Below are 15,703 nucleotides of genomic sequence, written 5' to 3'. Positions count from 1 at the left end.
CGTCAGGCGAGACCGTTCCACCCCCAGCGCGGGGTGGGGCCGGGATCGCCCAGATCCGTCCCCGGCTCCGAGGCCGAGACGTCCTTGGCGATCCGGGTCCCCCAGTCGAAGTACTCCACCACCCGGCGGCGCAGCGTCGGGTCGTCGGGCAGTTCCTTCTCCACCGCCGCGGTCATCAGCTCCATCCAGCGCAGCCGCTGTTCCTCGGTGATGGAGAGCCCGAGGTGGGCGCGGAGCAGGGCCTGGTGCCCGCCCAGCTCCGCCGTGAACTCCGCGGGCCCCGAGAAGACCTCGGCCAGCCAGACGGCGACATGCTCGACATGGGCGGGGGTGAAGTCGGCGAAGACGGGCGCGAGCAGGGGGTCGGCCAGGACCGACTCGTAGAAGGTGTCCGAGAGCCGGCGGAGCGCGTCGGCGCCGCCCACGGCCTCGTACAGGGTGTTCTCGTGCTCCGCGGTCATGGAACGCCTCCGGGGTCCGTGATGTGTCCCCCCAGCATTCACGCAACCCGGCCTGGATCCAAGGACGTTCGCTCTCGGTGTCAGTGGGGCCGGGCATGATGGACGGCATGACGGATCTCGTGGACGAGGCGGCGCTGCTGGCGCTGGCGCGGGGGCATCACGCCCGGACCGCCCGGGCGTGGGGGACACGGGAGGCCGGCGGGCAGCTCGTGAAGGTGTACGCGATCGAGGCACCCGGCCGTACGGTCGGTGAGGCCGAGCTCGCGCCCGCCCTGCGGGTGGCGGCGGACCAGCTGGCGCTCGGCCGGCATGCCGGAGCGCTGGGCCTCGCCGTGCTGATCCTGCACGCCGGCGGCGACGGGGACTATGTGCTCGTCCACAGCTGGATCGAGGGGCACATGTCCGAGCTGGCGATCTGGACGGGCCCCGCGGGGCGCCCGGAGGAGCTGCGCCCGGGGCGGCGGGGCCTCGCGCCCTGCGTCTGGGAGGCGGCCGTCCTCGCGCACGAGCGGGAGGCCTTCGTACGCCGGATCCTGGACGGTACGGGAACGGCCGCGGAGCGCGTCCGGGCGTGGGCGGACGACGTCACCGAGGGCGAGATCCGTTGAGCGCCGCCGCCGCCGCCGCCGCCGCCGACGACGACGACGCCGCACGCGTCCGCCACGCGCGGGCGGAGGACCTGGAGCGGGTGGCCGAACTGGCCGCCGAGCACGCCGCGTACGAGAAGGCCACGCCCCCCGCCCCGGGCCTCGCGGACCGCCTCGCCCGCCTCCTCTTCGGCCCCGAACCGCCCCGCCTGCGCTGCCTGGTGGCCGAGCTCCCCGACGGCCGCCTCGTCGGCTACTCGACCTGCGCCCCCGAACTCTCCACCTGGGAGGGCACCGAGTACCTCCACATGGACTGCCTCTACCTCGCGGAGACGGAGCGCGGCCTGGGCCTCGGCCCCCTCTTCATCGCCGCCCTGCGCGCCGAGGCCCGCGCACTGGGCCTGACCGAGATCCAGTGGCAGACCCCGACCTGGAACGAAGGCGCGATCCGCTTCTACGACCGCCTGGGCGCCACCGCGAAGCAGAAGCTCCGCTACTCCCTCCCGGTGGGACCCGGAACCTTCGGGCCGGCGTAGCGTCCGGGGGTGACGCCCACGAGCCGTTTGAAGTGCCGGGTCAGATGGGGCTGGTCGTAGAAGCCGGCCGCGGCTGCCACCTCCGCCGGGGGCAGGCCGTCGAGAAGCAGCTGCCGGGCCCGGTCGATCCGGCGGGCCGTCAGGTACTGGTGCGGGGCGATGCCGAAGGCGGCGCTGAAGGCCCGTACCAGGTGCGTGGGGTGGGCGTGCACCAGCTTCGCGGCCTCGTCCAGGCTCACGCCGTGGAGCAGCCGTTCGTCGAGAAGCTCCCGCAGGCTGTGGGCCACCCCGCGGCCGGCCTCGGGCGGCGGGTGGGCGACGAGCCGCGGCCGCAGGTGGCCGCGGAGCCGCTCGGCGACCAGAGCGAGACGGCCGGCCGCCTCCAGCTCATCGCCGCGGCGCGACAGGGCCGCGTGCAGCTGTCCGACGCGTCGGCGCAGCAGCGGGTCGACCAGGTCGGGGCCGTCCACCGCCGGGCCGATGAAGCTCTCGTCCAGCTGGGTCAGGTCCAGGTAGAGCACCCGCTTCCGGAAGCCCCGCGAGGTGGCGGGCGAGCCGTTGTGCGGCACCTGAGGGGGCAGCAGGGACACCGTGTCCCGCGGGGTGCCGTGCTCGCGCCGGTTCAGGTCGTACCGGACCGCGCCGTCGTCGACGATCAGCAAGGTCCACACGTCGTGGACGTGCATCGGGTAGGCGTGCTCGGTGAAATGGGCGTGGAAGACCTCCACCACGCCCGGGGTCCGCGGGCGCCACGCGGAGACCTCTTGCCGTGCCACCATGCCAAGAACGTACAAGAAGGCGCGGCGGGGCGGTCGGCAGTCTCGGAGCATGACGACCGAGAGCACCCCCGTACGGTTCGACACCAAGATCGCCGTCCTGCTGCGCGAGGACCTGGAGTCCTGGCAGCGGCTCAACGTGACCGCGTTCCTGGTCAGCGGAATCGGCTCCGCGCTCCCCGAAGTGATCGGCGACCCGTACGCCGACGCCGACGGCACCCCGTATCTGCCGATGTTCCGCCAGCCCGTCCTCGTCTTCGAGGGCACGAAGGAGACCCTGACCGCGGCGCACGTCCGCGCCCTGTCCCGCTCGCTTCCCCGGTCGGTGTTCACCTCCGACCTCTTCGCCACCGCCAACGACCGCGACAACCGCGCGGCGGTCCGGGCCGTACCGAAGGACCAGTTGGACCTGGTGGGCCTCGCGCTCCACGGCCCACGCAACGCGGTCGACAAGGCCCTCAAGGGCGCCCGCATGCACCCCTGACCCCGCCCGGGCAAGCCGAAGGGGCCCGTCCGGGATCGCCGGACGGGCCCCTTCGGGCGGCGCTTGCGGGAGGAAGGTCAGGCCTTCTTGGTCTCCTAGTAATGGGCCGGGTCGGTGACCTGCGGCGATGACGGCCGCAGGTCACTGACCTGGCCTTTTGGTGATGGGTGGCGATGGGGTGCGACGGTCTTGATCGGGTGTCCTGCGGACTGTGTGCGGACTGCCGGCGCGGCTGCGGATCAGGGCGAAGTCAGCAGCGCTGCCTCATTGGGCCAGCAGAGGAGACATCTCCCGCTCGATCAGGGGTTTGAGCAGGTTGAGCGCTGCGCCGCGTGTGGGCGCGAGGGGACTCGGGACCCTGCTGGGAGGAATGACACCGCTCTCGACCATGCTGCGGAGAACGGCGACCACTTCGGCGTCGTCGGTTTCGGCCAGGGCGACTGCAAGACGTAGAGCATCCGTCCGGGGCCCCGTGCCCCAGCGCTCGGCCAAGTGCCGGATGCGTGCACTCGAGGCGCTGTGTTGGGTTGCAGCCGCGAGGGCGGCGAGGGTGAACTGTACGGATTCGTCCTCACTGTCCCAGCGGTCCAGAAGGTGCGGTGCTACGGCTTCGACCGCATGACGGGTGGCAAGTTCGTCTGCTGTCTCCTCCAGTGGAAGGCCCAGGGCGACTCTGCGGTCGGCCCCGGAAGCAGTCAGGCGCTGGCCGATGGTGGCTGCTTCGAACAAGAACGTGGTGAAGAGGGCTCGATGCGCGGGACGGATGTCCTCATGGCATGCGAGACCGCCCAACAGGGGAATCTCGTCGGCGGTGTGCGGGTAGCAGGTGCCCTGATGCATGACCGAGTTGGCCAATTCGAAGATGACTTCATGATCATCAGAGAAGCCGTCCGCCTCGCTGGTGAGCCACCAGGCCGTTCCGTCGGGCAGATCGGCCTGCTGAGCTTCCTGATTGCGGGCAACCTGTCGCGCACACTCAAGCACGGGTGGAAATGGACGTTCGGTGATGGTGCACTGAAGCGGCGTGGCCGGGGCGGGTTCCTCCGTCGGCGGAGGGAAGCGTGAGATCACGTCGCGCCGAATGCGATGGGCGTGCTTCTGGTCAAGTTCATGGACCAGCCCCCGGTGGTCGAATCCAGACAGCATGGTCTCTCGGTTAGCCAGAGATCCGCTGTTCCAGAAACCGCCGTGTGCTCTGCCGACGGCCTCGACCGCCATCTTCTCGCAGTCGTGCTGGTGAAACTCCGAGGCCGGGTCGGGGGCTTCTTCGTCCACGAGGCTGTCGACGCTCCACCAACCCTCTAGCTCAGGTCGGGAGAATTCGGGCTTGCCGAACAGACGGTTCCCGGGGTCCAGATGCGGAAGGTATACCGGGCGCACGGTCACCCACCGGTGTCCGCGTTGAGCCAGTGCCGAGGCCACTGAGCGAGCGTCCGCTTCACTTGGAGCGGCGACAGAGTAGTGGACCACCATCTCGGAAGCCGACCAGGAGGTTGGCTCGTCGACGCCATGACGTGGCGCAAGTTCGTTCGGCATGCGGCGAAGCATAGGCGGCAGGTCGGACAACAGGCTGCCCCGGCTGCCCGCCCTGGGCCGGCCCATCATGACCGGCCGCGTCACCGCGCCCCTGGCAGCTTTCCGCAGCCGCATAGTCCGCACTACGGACGTCGACCACGCGGCCATGCGTTGACAGCTTCCTCAGGTGAATGCCGTTGTAGCCATTTGCGTGCCGCCTCGTCGCCGAAGCCGTGTGACCGGAGGACTTCAAGGGCGGCTGCTCGCACTTCTCGCGTCTTGTCTACGAGATTCAGGTGGGCCTTCATGCGCGCCACCACGTCGTCGTAGTCGTACTCATAGCGGCCGTTGACCTTCTGGGCGAACATCGGCAGGAGTTTGTAGTAGCGACGTTCGCTGATGCCGACCTGTGTCCACGGGTACCGGTCCGGCGCCTCGCTCTTCCTGTATTGCATGACCGCGATGCTCGCCTTCCGGCGCACGTACCGACGAGTCGCCTCCGCGCCCCGCGCTGGATCGAATCCAGGGTGAATCAGTTGTTCGAGCAGTGTTGCGGCCGCAGAAGCTCTGTCTGGGGCGTGGGTCTCACGCTGGATGCGATCGACCTGCCGCGGGTACGCCATCGCGACAGCGTTCGCCAGCGCCGGCTCGTCGCCCCTGATGTAGCCGTGCCAGTAGCCCTTCAAGACCACCTGGCACGCGATCTCGTAAGAGGTCGAGACGGGGTCGAGGGTGATGGTCGGTATGCCGTGGCCGTGGATAGCCTTCGCAAGCCTTCTCCATGGCCGATCGATAGGGCGCTGAACCTGCTCGGTCCAGATGCGTGCCGTGAATGCCCAGTCTGCGGGGTGCCGCGTCATCGGGGCCACCACGAGGATGGCCTCGGTGGCTGCAAGCGGCGGGATCTGTCCGCTGGCATTCGCCTTGTCCAGTAGCAGCTCGTAGAGCCGTCCCTCGTCCTCGGTCTCGCTCGTCACCCAAACGAGACGCCGGGCGATTTGGATCCACCATCCGTTGATGGGGACCCCGAGAACCGGGACGTAATAGCGAAAGGCAGGGTCCATAACGCGACGAAATAGATCATTTCGCTGCTCACGGTCCACAGACGTGCCCAGCCAGTGGAGGACATGTTCTGAGGTTAGGCGTCCCGTCTGTGATGCCCCGGCAACGAGTTGGCCAGCAACCCAGAGTGCGTCAGCCGCGTGCGCGGCATTCGGTACAGGGCTAGCTAGGGGGACCTGCAGGACGGTCGCAATCTCGCTGTTCACCGGGTCAGGGACCTCCCATGCACCCGCCCCTGGTTCCATCGAGCCGACCTGCATGTCGGGGATGTCCACGAAGGGCAAGCCGTTTGGCTCTATGACTGAGGTCGATTGGCGCAGCGGCTGGAAGCTGCGGCCTGTGAGGACCTCAATCTCGCGGCCAGCCTGGGCGAGCATGTCTGTTAGCACCTGGCGGCTTGGGTTACCGCCGATCAGCTTCGCGGCCTCGTTGACAAGGCCCTCAGACCAATGTCCCATACGGGCAGTATATGAGGGCATGGAGAATGCAACCCCCAGTCTCATGCGGGCGCAATCGCATGAGTGGGCCCGCGGCCGCAAGGAGCTGGCCCACAAGGTCCACAGGACCTGCAAGAAGGAGGCGGCTCGATGAGCTCACCGCTTCATCAGCCGGCCGCGTCCCCCACGCCGTCCCCGTCAGGTCCGAACGGCCGACGGATGCTGGGCGGGACCGTTCTCGGCGGCGGGGGCGCTATCGGTGTGCTCGCCTTTGCGGGGGCCCCATGGTGGGCGGTGGCCGTCGCCGTCGTCCTCACCATCACCGCAGCCTTCGGCATCCTCACCGCGTTGGTGCTTATGCCGTCGGATTCCGAGCACAAACGGGACCTGTGGCTGGCTGCTATGCGGTACCGCGACCGGCGTTCCCAGCGTACCGAGCAGCGTAAGGTGCCCGTCCCGCGGAAGCCCCGGAAAGACGTCCCCCGGCGCGGCCGCACCGAATAGGAACCCGCCCGTGATTCGCCCGACAGAACCCAGGGGTGGGCATCAGGACGTGCGAAGTGCTTCCGGGAGGAAGCGGTCGATCTCTGAGCTGCTGAACGTCATGTCCTCGTCGATCTGCAGGGCTCTGGGCTGCACGGTAGGCACGGCTCGATGTGTCGGGCGCCAGCCGATAGATGTGGTTCAACTTCTCGAGCAGCTCGTCCCTGCGGCGCGGGATGTCCACGGCCTGCGGGTCGGTCTGTATGTCGGTGAGGAGGTGCAGATACAGCTCCCGGACGTACCAGAGTTCCTTGGCGGCGGCCCTGTGCTGCTCAGCGGCCTTCTCCGGGTTGAAGCTCAGCTGGAAGATGGTGAAGGCGAGTGCCAGGGCAGACGCAACGCTGCTGATATAGAGAAGGGTCCGCTCGTTCGTGATCACGGAGGTCAGTAGTGTCCCGGAGGTCAGCGTCAGCAGGACGATGTTGACCCACTTGGCCCGCTCAGCCTTGGTGGCCTCCAGCTCCCGGGCCTTCTCGTGGGTCTTGTGTGAGTAGACGACACGGCCGAAGGCTTCCCGGATGGACTGGACGTTGGCCGAGTGCCCGGTGCTCGGGCTAGAACTCATACTGACCCCCGAAAATCTTGCGCCACTCCGTTGCGGCGCTGAGCTGCTTGCCGGCCAGCTCGTACTCACACGCCTTGATCGCCCGTCCGTGGGCGCTCTGTGCCTTGCTCAGCCAGGTGTCACCGTACTGCTTCTTCTCACTGGTGCCGGGGATCGTGTGCCAGGAGTTGGCCTTCTTGATGAGCTCGGCGAAGAAGTCCCGCACCATCCAGTCGTAGTAGGTCGTGGACGACTGGGCGTGCTCCCAGCTCTTCAGGAACTCCACGCTTCGAAGTTCCAGGACCAGCGACTTGATGGGGACCGAGCAATGGGTCTGCCACACCTTCATCATCTGGATGAGATTGCGGGTGTTGCCGTTGGTCTTGGCGTCGGAATCGGCGACGAAGGCGATCTCCGCGTTGTGGTCGACGTGCTGCCAGCTGCCCCGTCGTGGGTGTTGGGCACAATCATCCCGCCGCCTCGCCGATGCCAGCCGGGCAGGACCTCTACTTTGTGTCCGGTGGCGAAGTCGACGACTACGACCTGGCCATCGCCGCCGATTTCGGTCCGCGGGTAGCGCTGCAGGAGGAGGCGGCGGATGTCTTGCAGGAGTGCCGACTGCCCGTTGTGCGTGTACCCGGTGTATCGGTTGTACTCGTGGACGGGCATGAAGAACAGGACGTCGACATCCCTTGGTGGGCGTACCGCAGTGCCCTTCCCGTAAGAGCCGATCACCATCCGCCAGGCATCTGTGTACGGCGCGTTGCTGTAGTGCCCTTGCAGTTTGCGGGCTATGGCGTTCACGCTGGTCAGTGCAGCTGCGCGGTGATCGTCTGTCACCTTGATGTTCTTCAGAAATTTGTCGAACCTGCTCGCCGTGCTCAAGGACCCCCCTTGCTCGTGCTGGAGGAATGAGCGTAGAGGGCGCCACTGACAAATGGATGGGGTCTCGGCGAGACCAGCAGGTGCTACGCCCACCCCTCTAGGGACACCTGGGGTCCAGCTGCGAGGTAGCGGTGGAGGGCGCTGGCGGTGGTGTCGACGAAGGTGTCAGGGATGGCGCCGGTGTCGACCCAGCGGACCTGGGAGTGCTTGCGGGGGTCGCGGTTTTCGGGTTCGCCGGTCCATTCGTGGGCGGCGAAGACGACGGTGAGGAAGCCGTTGGGGGCCTCGACGCCCCAGGCGCCGTGGATGATGTGGGCGACCTTGAGGGACTCGGGCTTCACAGTGAGGCCGGTCTCCTCGTAGAGCTCGCGGACAGCGGTCTCGGTGATCGGCTCGCCATGTTCACTCTTGCCGACGGGCAGGTCCCACATCCCCTGGGCGAACTTGGCGTTCTCGCTGCGCTGGAGGAGGACGACGCGGTTGGTGGCCTTGTCGTGGACGATGACGGCGGCGACCAGCAGGGTCATGGATTCGAGCGCCGGCTTGAGGGCCTTCGGCTGGTCGTCGGCCTGCTGGGCCACTGGGTTCCCTTCGTCGGGCGGATTGTCGGGCATGAGGGCGATGGCCTCGTCAGCACTGGCTTGGGAGGCGAGGCTGCCGCCGAGGTTTTGGTTGCTGGCGATGGGGCGCGACGGTCTTGATCGGGTGCGCTTCGGATTGCCGTGCGGCGCTCCGCCGCTGGAGTGACTAGGGGCCTACAGTCGGAGCGGGGTGTTGGTCCAGAAGGAGTGGGCCTTCTTCAGGAGCCCCTCGGCGGCGTCGCCGTACCATGCCGCACTGCTCAGCGCGCTGAAGGCTTTGTTGTAGAGGTCGAGTTCGCTCTGTTCCGTGATGTCCACGGAGGAGGAGACGAGTTCGACGTGGGCCCGGTCGCCATCGCCGTAGATGTTGAACGCGTGGACGGGGAACAGGTCCACCCGTGCGGTGGAGGGAAGGATCCCGAGTGTGAGGGAAGCCAGGCCGAGTTCTTGCTGGAGGCGCTCGATCTGTTCTCGCATGACCTTGGGTCCACCGATATTCGTGTAGAGAGCCTGCTCCCCGAGGACGACGTCGTAGTGGTGCTCGCCGTCGTACAGCACCTGCTGCCGTTGCATGCGCTTGGCGACTCCGGCCGGCACGTCGTTCGGGATGCCGAGGAAGTCGACGACCTGGCCGAGGATCACGGTGGCGTACGCCTGGGTCTGGAGCGTGCCCCAGATCATCGTGGGCACGTATGCCTTGCCCTCGCGCGTGCTCTGGTACCAGCTCACCACGTCGTCCTGAGCCGCTTCCGTACCGGTGGACAGACGATCCTTCCAGGGAACTGAACTGGTCACCGGATCCCCTTCTGGGTGGTGCCGCCAGGGCGGCTTCGATGGGCGTTGCCGTTCCGGTCGAGGATCGCTCCGAGCGTCCGGTCGTGTAAGAGCGTGAATCGGTCAGGCCATGCGCTTCATCTCGATGGCGAGGGCTCCGAGGGCCTCCTTCTCGGGGCCGTAGATCGTGCGGATGTTGGCGAGCTGCTGGTCGCGGGTGGCGGTCGGGTTGACGTTGGAGAGGCCCTCGCCGTCCAGGAGGGCTTCGAAGTCGGGGTACTCGGTGACGCGGAGGACCTCGACGTCGCAAGTCTCGTCGGTGCCCTTGATGCGGAAGCGGATGGTGTCGCCGGCGGCGAGGTCCGCGAGGTGCGGGTACTTGACCCGCACCTCGATGGTCTTGGTGCCCGCGGCGACGAGCTCGAAGTACTGGCGGTAGAGGTTGAGCTCGCGGACGCGGGCGGTGCGGTCGGTCATCGGGAGGGAACGCTCCTGGGGGACGGTGCGGTGATCAGGCGGCCGATCTCGGCGGCCGAGTACGAGCGGAAGAAGTGGCGGGGGTCGGAGAGCAGGGTCTCGGCCATGGCGAGCAGCTGGTCGGCGTACTCGGTGACAGTGCCGGGCCACTGCCGGGTGTCGAGCATCCAAGGGGCGGCGCCCTCGGGCAAGGGGGCACGGCCTTCTCGTATGAGGGATTTCGACAGCTTGGCGCCGGTGTCGGTGACGACCTGGGGGCAGAACAGGCGGGCCGGGAGCTGGGTGCGCGTGAGGCCCACGGCCTGGAGGGCCTCGTCGACGAGGTGGGAGCCGAAGACCCAGTCGCCGCCCTTGACCATGACGTGCAGGGTGCCGATGGGGCTGGTCAGGGCGAGTTCCTTGACCAGGTTGCGGTACAGCGTGGCCAAGGTCCAGGTACGCGCCGGCGGTAGGCGTGATCGCGGCCTCGTGCGGGCCGTGGTGGAGGCAGACGGCGGAGACCACCGCCGACTCGGGCCCGGTGAGGCGGACCCGGGTGCGTTCGGCGTGCTTCTCAGCCCAGCCACAGTCGGGGTGAGGGCAGGGGACGCGGAGGTGAGGAGTGCCGGTGGAGGGGGCGAGCCACCAGCGGGCGGCGTCAACGCGGGGGAGCAGGCGGAGCCAGGTGCGGCGGTAGTGCTCGCCGGCCTGCTGCTGGGTGTACGTCTCGATGCGGTGCGGGATGCCCAGGCGCCTGGACAGGGCGGTGAAGAGGGGCTGGTAGAGGGCGGTGACGAGGTCGAGCACGGCCTGCTCGCCGAGGGCCTGGGCGTAGGCGCGCTGGTAGCGGTTGCCGTTGGCCGGGTCGGTCGCCAGCTCGTACGGGGCGTTGTCGAGGGCGCTGAAGAGCACCTCGGTGGGGAGGCCGAAGCGGTCGCGCAGCCGGGCGGCCATGGCGAAGGCCAGGGACTGCACGAGCGAGGTGCCGATGTGCGGGGCACCGTTGATCTGGGTGCCTACGACCAGCACGATCCGCTCGGGTGGGGCAGCCAGGATGCGCGGGGTCAGGACGTCCTCGGCGTGGTGGAGGGCGTTGGCGAGGACGGTGTTCGGCGAGACGGGGTGGGTGGTCATGTGGTGCCTCCCTGGTGGGGGCCGGTGGTGTGGGGCGGCAGGGGAGCGGCCCCGTTCTTGGCACGGTCGAATGCGGCCCAGACGCACTTTCCGGGGCCCGTCCGCTCCTTCACGCCCCAGCTGTCGGCGGTCGCGGCAACGATCAGCAGACCGCGACCGTCGACGGCGGACTCCTCAGGAATCCGCAGTGTCGGCCTGTTCTCGCTGCTGTCATGGACTTCGATCCGCAGCTCCGCGTCGAGGAACTCGACCCGTACCAGGACCAGTCGGCCTACGGGCACCCCGTGCAGCACGGCGTTGGTGACGAGTTCCGAGGTGCACAACCGCATGTCGTCGAGGCGGCTCGTCTCACCCCATTCGGTCAGCGTGGCGGCGACGAAGTCGCGAGCAGTACGCGGCGTGGTCCGACGGCGGGGGAAGAGCATGGTGCGGTGCCGGCCCGTGCCCGGAAGGAGGTCCGGGGCGGCGTCGGTCGCCTCGTTGGTGAGTCTGCTTGCCATGGTCAACAGCAAAGCGACTTAACTCATTTGGGTCGGGAGCCAGCGTGGGGGCCAAGACGGGGGCCACTATGGGGGCCAGAGGTCACGTGTTCCTGGGGGACGGCATGGGCGACACCGGGATCGGCGTCTTGCTCGTCCGGCTGCGTACCGAGCGCGGCTGGAGCCAGCAGAGGGTTGCCGACGAGTACAACGCCCTGGAGGGGCGTTCCGCGAAGACCGGCAAGGAGATCGGGCGGTACGAGCGCGAAGCGCGAGTTCCCGTTCCTTACGCCCGGAAGTACCTGGCGCAGGTCTTCGGTGTCGATGTCGCCGTGCTCGACCAGGCTGTTGCCGTCAGCAAGGGGCAGCGGGACGAGGCCGACGCCGCCAAGGTCGAGATCGTGCCGTCGGTGCTGCCATCCGAAGACACTCTCGTCCGTGGAGACCAGCTCTCTGAGGACGCTGTGCGGTCGGCCGAGTTCGCCCGGTTCATTGCGCAGCGGAACACCGACGAGTTCGTGGTGGAGCAGCTGGAGGCAGACGTCGGCCGGCTCGCCCGTACGTACGTCAGCCACCCGTTGATGGAGCAGTACGTCGAGATCAGGCGGTTACGGGACGGGGCCTTCGAGCTACTGCGCGGGCGCCAGCACCCCCGGCAGACCACCGACCTCTACCTCTCCGCTGCTCGCCTCTGCGGCCTGTCCGCGCACGTCTGCCTCGACCTCGGCGACTACGACTCCGCCGCCACCCATGCCCGTACGGCACGCGCTTGTGCCGAAGCGGCTGGGCACGAGGGGATGCTGGCCTGGGTACGGGCCGTGGAGTCGTTGATCGCGTACTGGACCGGGCGGTACGAGCAGGCGGCCCGGCTGGCCCAGGTCGGGCGTCGGCACAGGGCGAGCGGCAGCATCGGCGCACGGCTGGCGAGCCTGGAGGCGCGGGCGTTGGCGATAGTCGGCGACTCGGCAGGTGCGCTCGCTGCCCTGTCGGATGCCGAACGATCGCGCGAGGCGATCTCGGGTGGGGACGAGGTACTGGGAGTCTTCGACTTCCCCGCAGCCAAGCAGTTCGCGTACGCCGGAACGACCCTCTTGGCCGTGGGCGGGCAGGAGCACGTCCAGCGGGCCATCGTCAGCGCGGAGACGGCGATCCGCCTCTATCGCAGCGCGGACGGAGACGATCAGTCGGTCGGTGACCTGTTCGCCGCGCACCTCGACCTCGCCCGCGGGCACCTGCTCCTGGGCGACCTGGATGGCACGGAAGAGATGCTCGGCTTCGTCCTCGGGTCCTCGCCGGAGCGCATGTCGGCCAGTATCGTGCGTCGGCTCACCGTTCTCGGGCGGGAGCTGGAAGAGCCGCAGTACGGTGGAGCCGCGCAGGCGGTGCACCTGTGCGAACGACTCCAGCACACGGCCGTCCGTGCGTCCCTGCCCGCAGCCCACCCTCCGGAGTTGCCGACGTGACCGACCTTTCCGCCGCCCACGACGCCGCCGTCACCGACCGGACCCGACTGGCGGGCAGCGCCTACAACGGGGACCGGGACCTGGCCGCCCGGCAGTCGCTCTACCAGTGGCAGACACCCCGGTACGACCTTCCCGGCCTCGTCGCCGAGCGGCTGGGGGACGTACGCGGGCGCGTTGTCGACATCGGTTGTGGCAACGGCAAGTTCATCCAGAGGCTCCATCAGGACCGCCCGGACCTGTCCCTGCTCGGCCTCGACATCGCGCCCGGCATCCTCGCCGGCGTCCCCGGCCCGGTCGCCGTGGCAGACACGATGAGGCTGCCGCTGGCGGCGGGGAGTGTCGACGCCGCTCTCGCGCTCCACATGCTCTACCACGTGCCCGACATCTCCCAGGCAGTCAGGGAACTGGCTCGGGTCGTGGCCCGTGACGGGCTGGTGGTCGCCTCCACCAACAGCGACCGCGACAAGGCCGAACTCGACGACCTCTGGCAGCGGGCCGCCGGCGACGTCCTCGGTGTCGAGCGCGGCCCGGCCCGAATCTCGCTCAGCGCCCGCTTCTCCCTGGAGAAAGCCCCGGCCTTCCTCGGCGAGGAGTTCAGGCAGGTCGAGGTCGTCGAACTGCCAGGGACCATCACCGTCCGCGACCCCGACCCCGTCATCGCCCACATGGCCTCGTATCGAGCCTGGGCAGACCAGCACGACGTGCCCTTCGACGCGACCATCGACCGGGCCCGGGCCCGCGTCGCCGACGACATCGCCCGCAATGGCGCCTACGAGATCACCTGCCTTGGCGGCATCCTCGTCTGCCGCCGGTGAGATCAGCCCAGTGGCGGCCAGGGCCCGCCGAGCAGGCGTCCTGCCTCCTCGGCGATAGCTTCCGCCAGGGGTTCCCGGTCGCCGCGTCGGATCGCTGTCCAGTCGTTGTAGGCGTCGGTCTTGTCGACCAGGGGCCTGAGCGTTTGTGGCCGGGCCAGTGCGCTCCAGCCTTCGTACGTGATCAGGTCACCGCCGGCGCCGGGGTCCAGGCTGCCGTTCACGATCAGATGGAGCCACCAGCGGACGAGTTCCCAGCGGGCCGCTTCCCACGGGAGGTCGGTGGTGTCGACCGGGAGGTCCTTGAGCAGGCCGAGTTCGTCCAGCACCTGGTCGAAAAGGGCGTCGGCCTGCTCGTGCTCGGAGCGTGACAGGCCGGCGAGGAGGGGGAGGGACTCCGTCTCGACGTCGAGGACCAAGGCCGTGAGGCCGGCCTCAATGAGCTGCTCCGGGTGGTGCCGTCGGCCGATCAGGCGCTCCAGGGCCAGCATCCGAAGGCAGCCGAGGGCCTCCTGTGCGCTCGTGGCGTACGGGGTGAACGGCGTGGGCAGGGTGACGTCGATGCCCGGCCCGCCCTCCACGAAGTACGACCAGAAGTCGACGGTCGCGTGGGCGAGGCGGCTGGTCGATCGGCCGGCGAATTCGTGCTGGATGTAGTCGGCGAGGTCGTTCCCGTACAGGATGATGTCGGTCTGGTAGACGGACAGGATGGGGTGCCCGTGCTCGCCCGCTGTGCCGGGCAGGTAGCGGTGTCCGTAGACAGGGACCAGTTGCGGCACGCTCTCCAGCTCGGTCCTCGCGACGTGCAGTGCCTCGGATGTCTTCGTCGGCCTCGACGGCCAGGCGGGATGCCAGAACCCGTTGTGCTCCACGTCGAAGAGCACGCCCTCTACCGGCCACGCCAGTCGCCCGGCCAGCTCTTCGGGGTCGCCGTCGCGCCAGTCGGGCCACCCCGATGGGCCATGCGGGAGCCCGGCGGCGAGGAAGACCCTGTGATCTGCCGAGAAGGTGAAGCCGAACCGCTTCTCGACCGCGTCGAGTTCCCGCTCGCTGAGACCCGGACCGATCTCGGCTCGGAGCATGCCCTGAAGGGCTCGAGCGTTCTCCAGGGTCAGTCGTGGGGTCGAGGGCGTGTTCACGCCTGCCAGCGTAGTGAGCGGTACAGCCGCCCATGCCAGGAGGCTGTGGAAGTCCGCAATCTCGCCGCGAATTCGCTGCGACGGACCGTGATGACCTCGGTACCGTGACGCCATGACGGGCAGGGGAGAGCCACAGGTCATTGCGAACCGATGGGGCGACACATCGGATCCGGCCCCGGTCGGAGAGGTTGTCACCGACGCGCAACTACCGGCGGTGGAAGACCGAGTGGAACCGCGCTCGTCGCGCACTCCAGGCGCCCGAGGACGAAGTCGCCGAGCGGGAAGGCCGTAAGGCTGTCGAGCCGCCGCACGTGGTCACCCACGACCTGTGGCGCTCGTACGCCCGCCCTCATCGCCGGCGGCGCGAGCGGCAAGCAGGTGCAGTTGGTCCTCGAGTACGCGTCCGCCGTGATCACGGTGGGAAGAAGACCACACCCGGGCCGCCATGGACGCCGTGCTCGGCGGCCTGCGGACCGGGTGCGGACAGGTAGGCAGTGCGACCCGCGTAAGGGCAGGTCAGACGGCCCAGGCTGAGATCAAGCCTTCTTGGTCTCCCAGAAGATCCGGTCGACCTCGGCGATGAGCTCCAGCGCCTTCTCGCCCGTCTTCGGGTCCGTCGACGCCTTGGCGGCCGAGAGGGCCTTCAGGGTGTCGTTGATGAGCTGGTGCAGCTCGGGGTACTTCTCGAAGTGCGGGGGCTTGAAGTAGTCGCTCCACAGCACCGAGATGTGGTGCTTCGCGAGCTCCGCGCGCTGCTCCTTGATGACCGTGGCACGCGCGCGGAAGTGCGCGTCCTCGTTGGCCTGGTACTTCTCCTGGACGGCCTTGACCGACTCGGCCTCGATCCGGGCCTGGGCCGGGTCGTAGACACCGCAGGGGAGGTCGCAGTGGGCGCTGACCTTCACCTTGGGGGCAAACAGGCGGGAGAGCATGCAGCTGTCCTTCCTCGTGATCGTCTTCTCAGGTGGGAGATTACTCCCCGAGAAGGCTGTTTTCGCGAGCGCCCCCTGCGGCTTAGGACAAAAGTCCAGGGTC

18 protein-coding genes and 1 pseudogene are annotated in these 15,703 nt (G+C 68.4%); 5 read left to right on the top strand and 14 right to left on the bottom strand.

The features are described from left to right. Positions 1-2: 2 nt before the first annotated feature. The gene (locus FDM97_RS28760) at positions 3-461 is read right to left on the bottom strand and encodes a group II truncated hemoglobin (protein WP_137993415.1); all 459 of its coding nucleotides are present in this window, start codon (positions 459-461) and stop codon (positions 3-5) included. Positions 462-568: 107 nt separating this feature from the next. Between FDM97_RS28760 and FDM97_RS28755 the strand changes: the two genes are divergently transcribed. Then, positions 569-1,069, top strand: coding sequence for a hypothetical protein (locus tag FDM97_RS28755; protein ID WP_254705789.1), 501 nt, complete (start codon positions 569-571; stop codon positions 1,067-1,069). Beyond that, positions 1,066-1,584, top strand: coding sequence for a GNAT family N-acetyltransferase (locus tag FDM97_RS28750; RefSeq protein ID WP_137993414.1), 519 nt, complete (start codon positions 1,066-1,068; stop codon positions 1,582-1,584). The genes FDM97_RS28755 and FDM97_RS28750 overlap by 4 nt, the downstream gene beginning before the upstream one ends. Here FDM97_RS28750 and FDM97_RS28745 read toward each other — a convergent pair. Beyond that, positions 1,542-2,363: a helix-turn-helix transcriptional regulator gene (locus FDM97_RS28745; protein WP_137993413.1), complete on the bottom strand. Its 822-nt coding sequence runs from the start codon at positions 2,361-2,363 to the stop codon at positions 1,542-1,544. The two genes, FDM97_RS28750 and FDM97_RS28745, sit on opposite strands and share 43 nt — an antisense overlap. A 49-nt stretch (positions 2,364-2,412) precedes the next feature. On the opposite strand from FDM97_RS28745, the gene FDM97_RS28740 reads away from it, so the two are divergent. After that, positions 2,413-2,844, top strand: coding sequence for a DUF2000 domain-containing protein (locus FDM97_RS28740; RefSeq protein ID WP_137993412.1), 432 nt, complete (start codon positions 2,413-2,415; stop codon positions 2,842-2,844). A 264-nt stretch (positions 2,845-3,108) separates the two neighbouring features. Here the strand turns inward: FDM97_RS28740 and FDM97_RS28735 are convergent, their stop codons facing one another. From FDM97_RS28735 to FDM97_RS28690, 10 genes and pseudogenes are all read right to left on the bottom strand, one after another. Further along, positions 3,109-4,380, bottom strand: a complete 1,272-nt coding sequence (locus FDM97_RS28735) for a hypothetical protein (protein ID WP_137993411.1) — start codon at positions 4,378-4,380, stop codon at positions 3,109-3,111. Between the two features lie 122 nt (positions 4,381-4,502). Continuing rightward, a complete protein-coding gene (locus FDM97_RS28730; protein WP_137993410.1) occupies positions 4,503-5,879 on the bottom strand; it encodes a hypothetical protein in 1,377 nt (458 codons plus the stop codon). 379 nt (positions 5,880-6,258) lie between these two features. Further along, the gene (locus FDM97_RS28720; RefSeq protein ID WP_137993409.1) at positions 6,259-6,966 is read right to left on the bottom strand and encodes an SLATT domain-containing protein; all 708 of its coding nucleotides are present in this window, start codon (positions 6,964-6,966) and stop codon (positions 6,259-6,261) included. Further along, positions 6,956-7,297, bottom strand: a complete 342-nt coding sequence (locus FDM97_RS36215; RefSeq protein ID WP_217510271.1) for a hypothetical protein — start codon at positions 7,295-7,297, stop codon at positions 6,956-6,958. The genes FDM97_RS28720 and FDM97_RS36215 overlap by 11 nt, the downstream gene beginning before the upstream one ends. Then, the gene (locus FDM97_RS36210) at positions 7,294-7,830 is read right to left on the bottom strand and encodes an SMODS domain-containing nucleotidyltransferase (RefSeq protein ID WP_217510270.1); all 537 of its coding nucleotides are present in this window, start codon (positions 7,828-7,830) and stop codon (positions 7,294-7,296) included. The genes FDM97_RS36215 and FDM97_RS36210 overlap by 4 nt, the downstream gene beginning before the upstream one ends. Before the next feature lie 83 nt (positions 7,831-7,913). After that, entirely contained in the window at positions 7,914-8,444 is a 531-nt protein-coding gene (locus tag FDM97_RS28710; RefSeq protein ID WP_137993408.1) for an NUDIX domain-containing protein, read from the bottom strand. 141 nt (positions 8,445-8,585) lie between these two features. Next, complete coding sequence (locus FDM97_RS28705) at positions 8,586-9,206, bottom strand: DUF5753 domain-containing protein (RefSeq protein ID WP_137993407.1); 621 nt, start codon at positions 9,204-9,206, stop codon at positions 8,586-8,588. A gap of 102 nt (positions 9,207-9,308) precedes the next feature. Further along, the gene (locus tag FDM97_RS28700) at positions 9,309-9,662 is read right to left on the bottom strand and encodes an ASCH domain-containing protein (RefSeq protein ID WP_137993406.1); all 354 of its coding nucleotides are present in this window, start codon (positions 9,660-9,662) and stop codon (positions 9,309-9,311) included. Further along, positions 9,659-10,775 (bottom strand): annotated as a pseudogene (locus FDM97_RS28695) (hypothetical protein). Before FDM97_RS28695 ends, FDM97_RS28700 begins: the two are co-directional and overlap by 4 nt. After that, entirely contained in the window at positions 10,772-11,275 is a 504-nt protein-coding gene (locus tag FDM97_RS28690) for an ATP-binding protein (protein WP_137993405.1), read from the bottom strand. The pseudogene FDM97_RS28695 and the gene FDM97_RS28690 overlap by 4 nt, the downstream one beginning before the upstream one ends. A gap of 68 nt (positions 11,276-11,343) precedes the next feature. Here FDM97_RS28690 and FDM97_RS28685 point away from each other — a divergent pair, with 68 nt between their 5' ends. Both FDM97_RS28685 and FDM97_RS28680 read left to right on the top strand, forming a co-directional pair. Next, positions 11,344-12,717, top strand: a complete 1,374-nt coding sequence (locus tag FDM97_RS28685) for a helix-turn-helix domain-containing protein (protein ID WP_254705788.1) — start codon at positions 11,344-11,346, stop codon at positions 12,715-12,717. Continuing rightward, positions 12,714-13,532: a class I SAM-dependent methyltransferase gene (locus tag FDM97_RS28680; protein ID WP_137993404.1), complete on the top strand. Its 819-nt coding sequence runs from the start codon at positions 12,714-12,716 to the stop codon at positions 13,530-13,532. Before FDM97_RS28685 ends, FDM97_RS28680 begins: the two co-directional genes overlap by 4 nt. Before the next feature lie 2 nt (positions 13,533-13,534). Here FDM97_RS28680 and FDM97_RS28675 read toward each other — a convergent pair whose 3' ends face one another. Continuing rightward, complete coding sequence (locus FDM97_RS28675; protein WP_254705787.1) at positions 13,535-14,668, bottom strand: SMI1/KNR4 family protein; 1,134 nt, start codon at positions 14,666-14,668, stop codon at positions 13,535-13,537. 536 nt (positions 14,669-15,204) lie between these two features. Continuing rightward, positions 15,205-15,600 carry a superoxide dismutase, Ni gene (gene sodN, locus FDM97_RS28665; protein WP_137993403.1) on the bottom strand — a complete coding sequence of 132 codons (396 nt, stop codon included), beginning with the start codon at positions 15,598-15,600 and terminating at the stop codon, positions 15,205-15,207. Positions 15,601-15,703 lie beyond the last annotated feature (103 nt).

Origin of the sequence: Streptomyces vilmorinianum (assembly GCF_005517195.1) — a bacterium.
In the GTDB taxonomy this organism is placed as follows: domain Bacteria; phylum Actinomycetota; class Actinomycetes; order Streptomycetales; family Streptomycetaceae; genus Streptomyces; species Streptomyces vilmorinianum.
The sequence above is the reverse complement of the archived record's forward strand: the minus strand, read 5'-3'. Positions and strand labels throughout refer to the sequence as shown.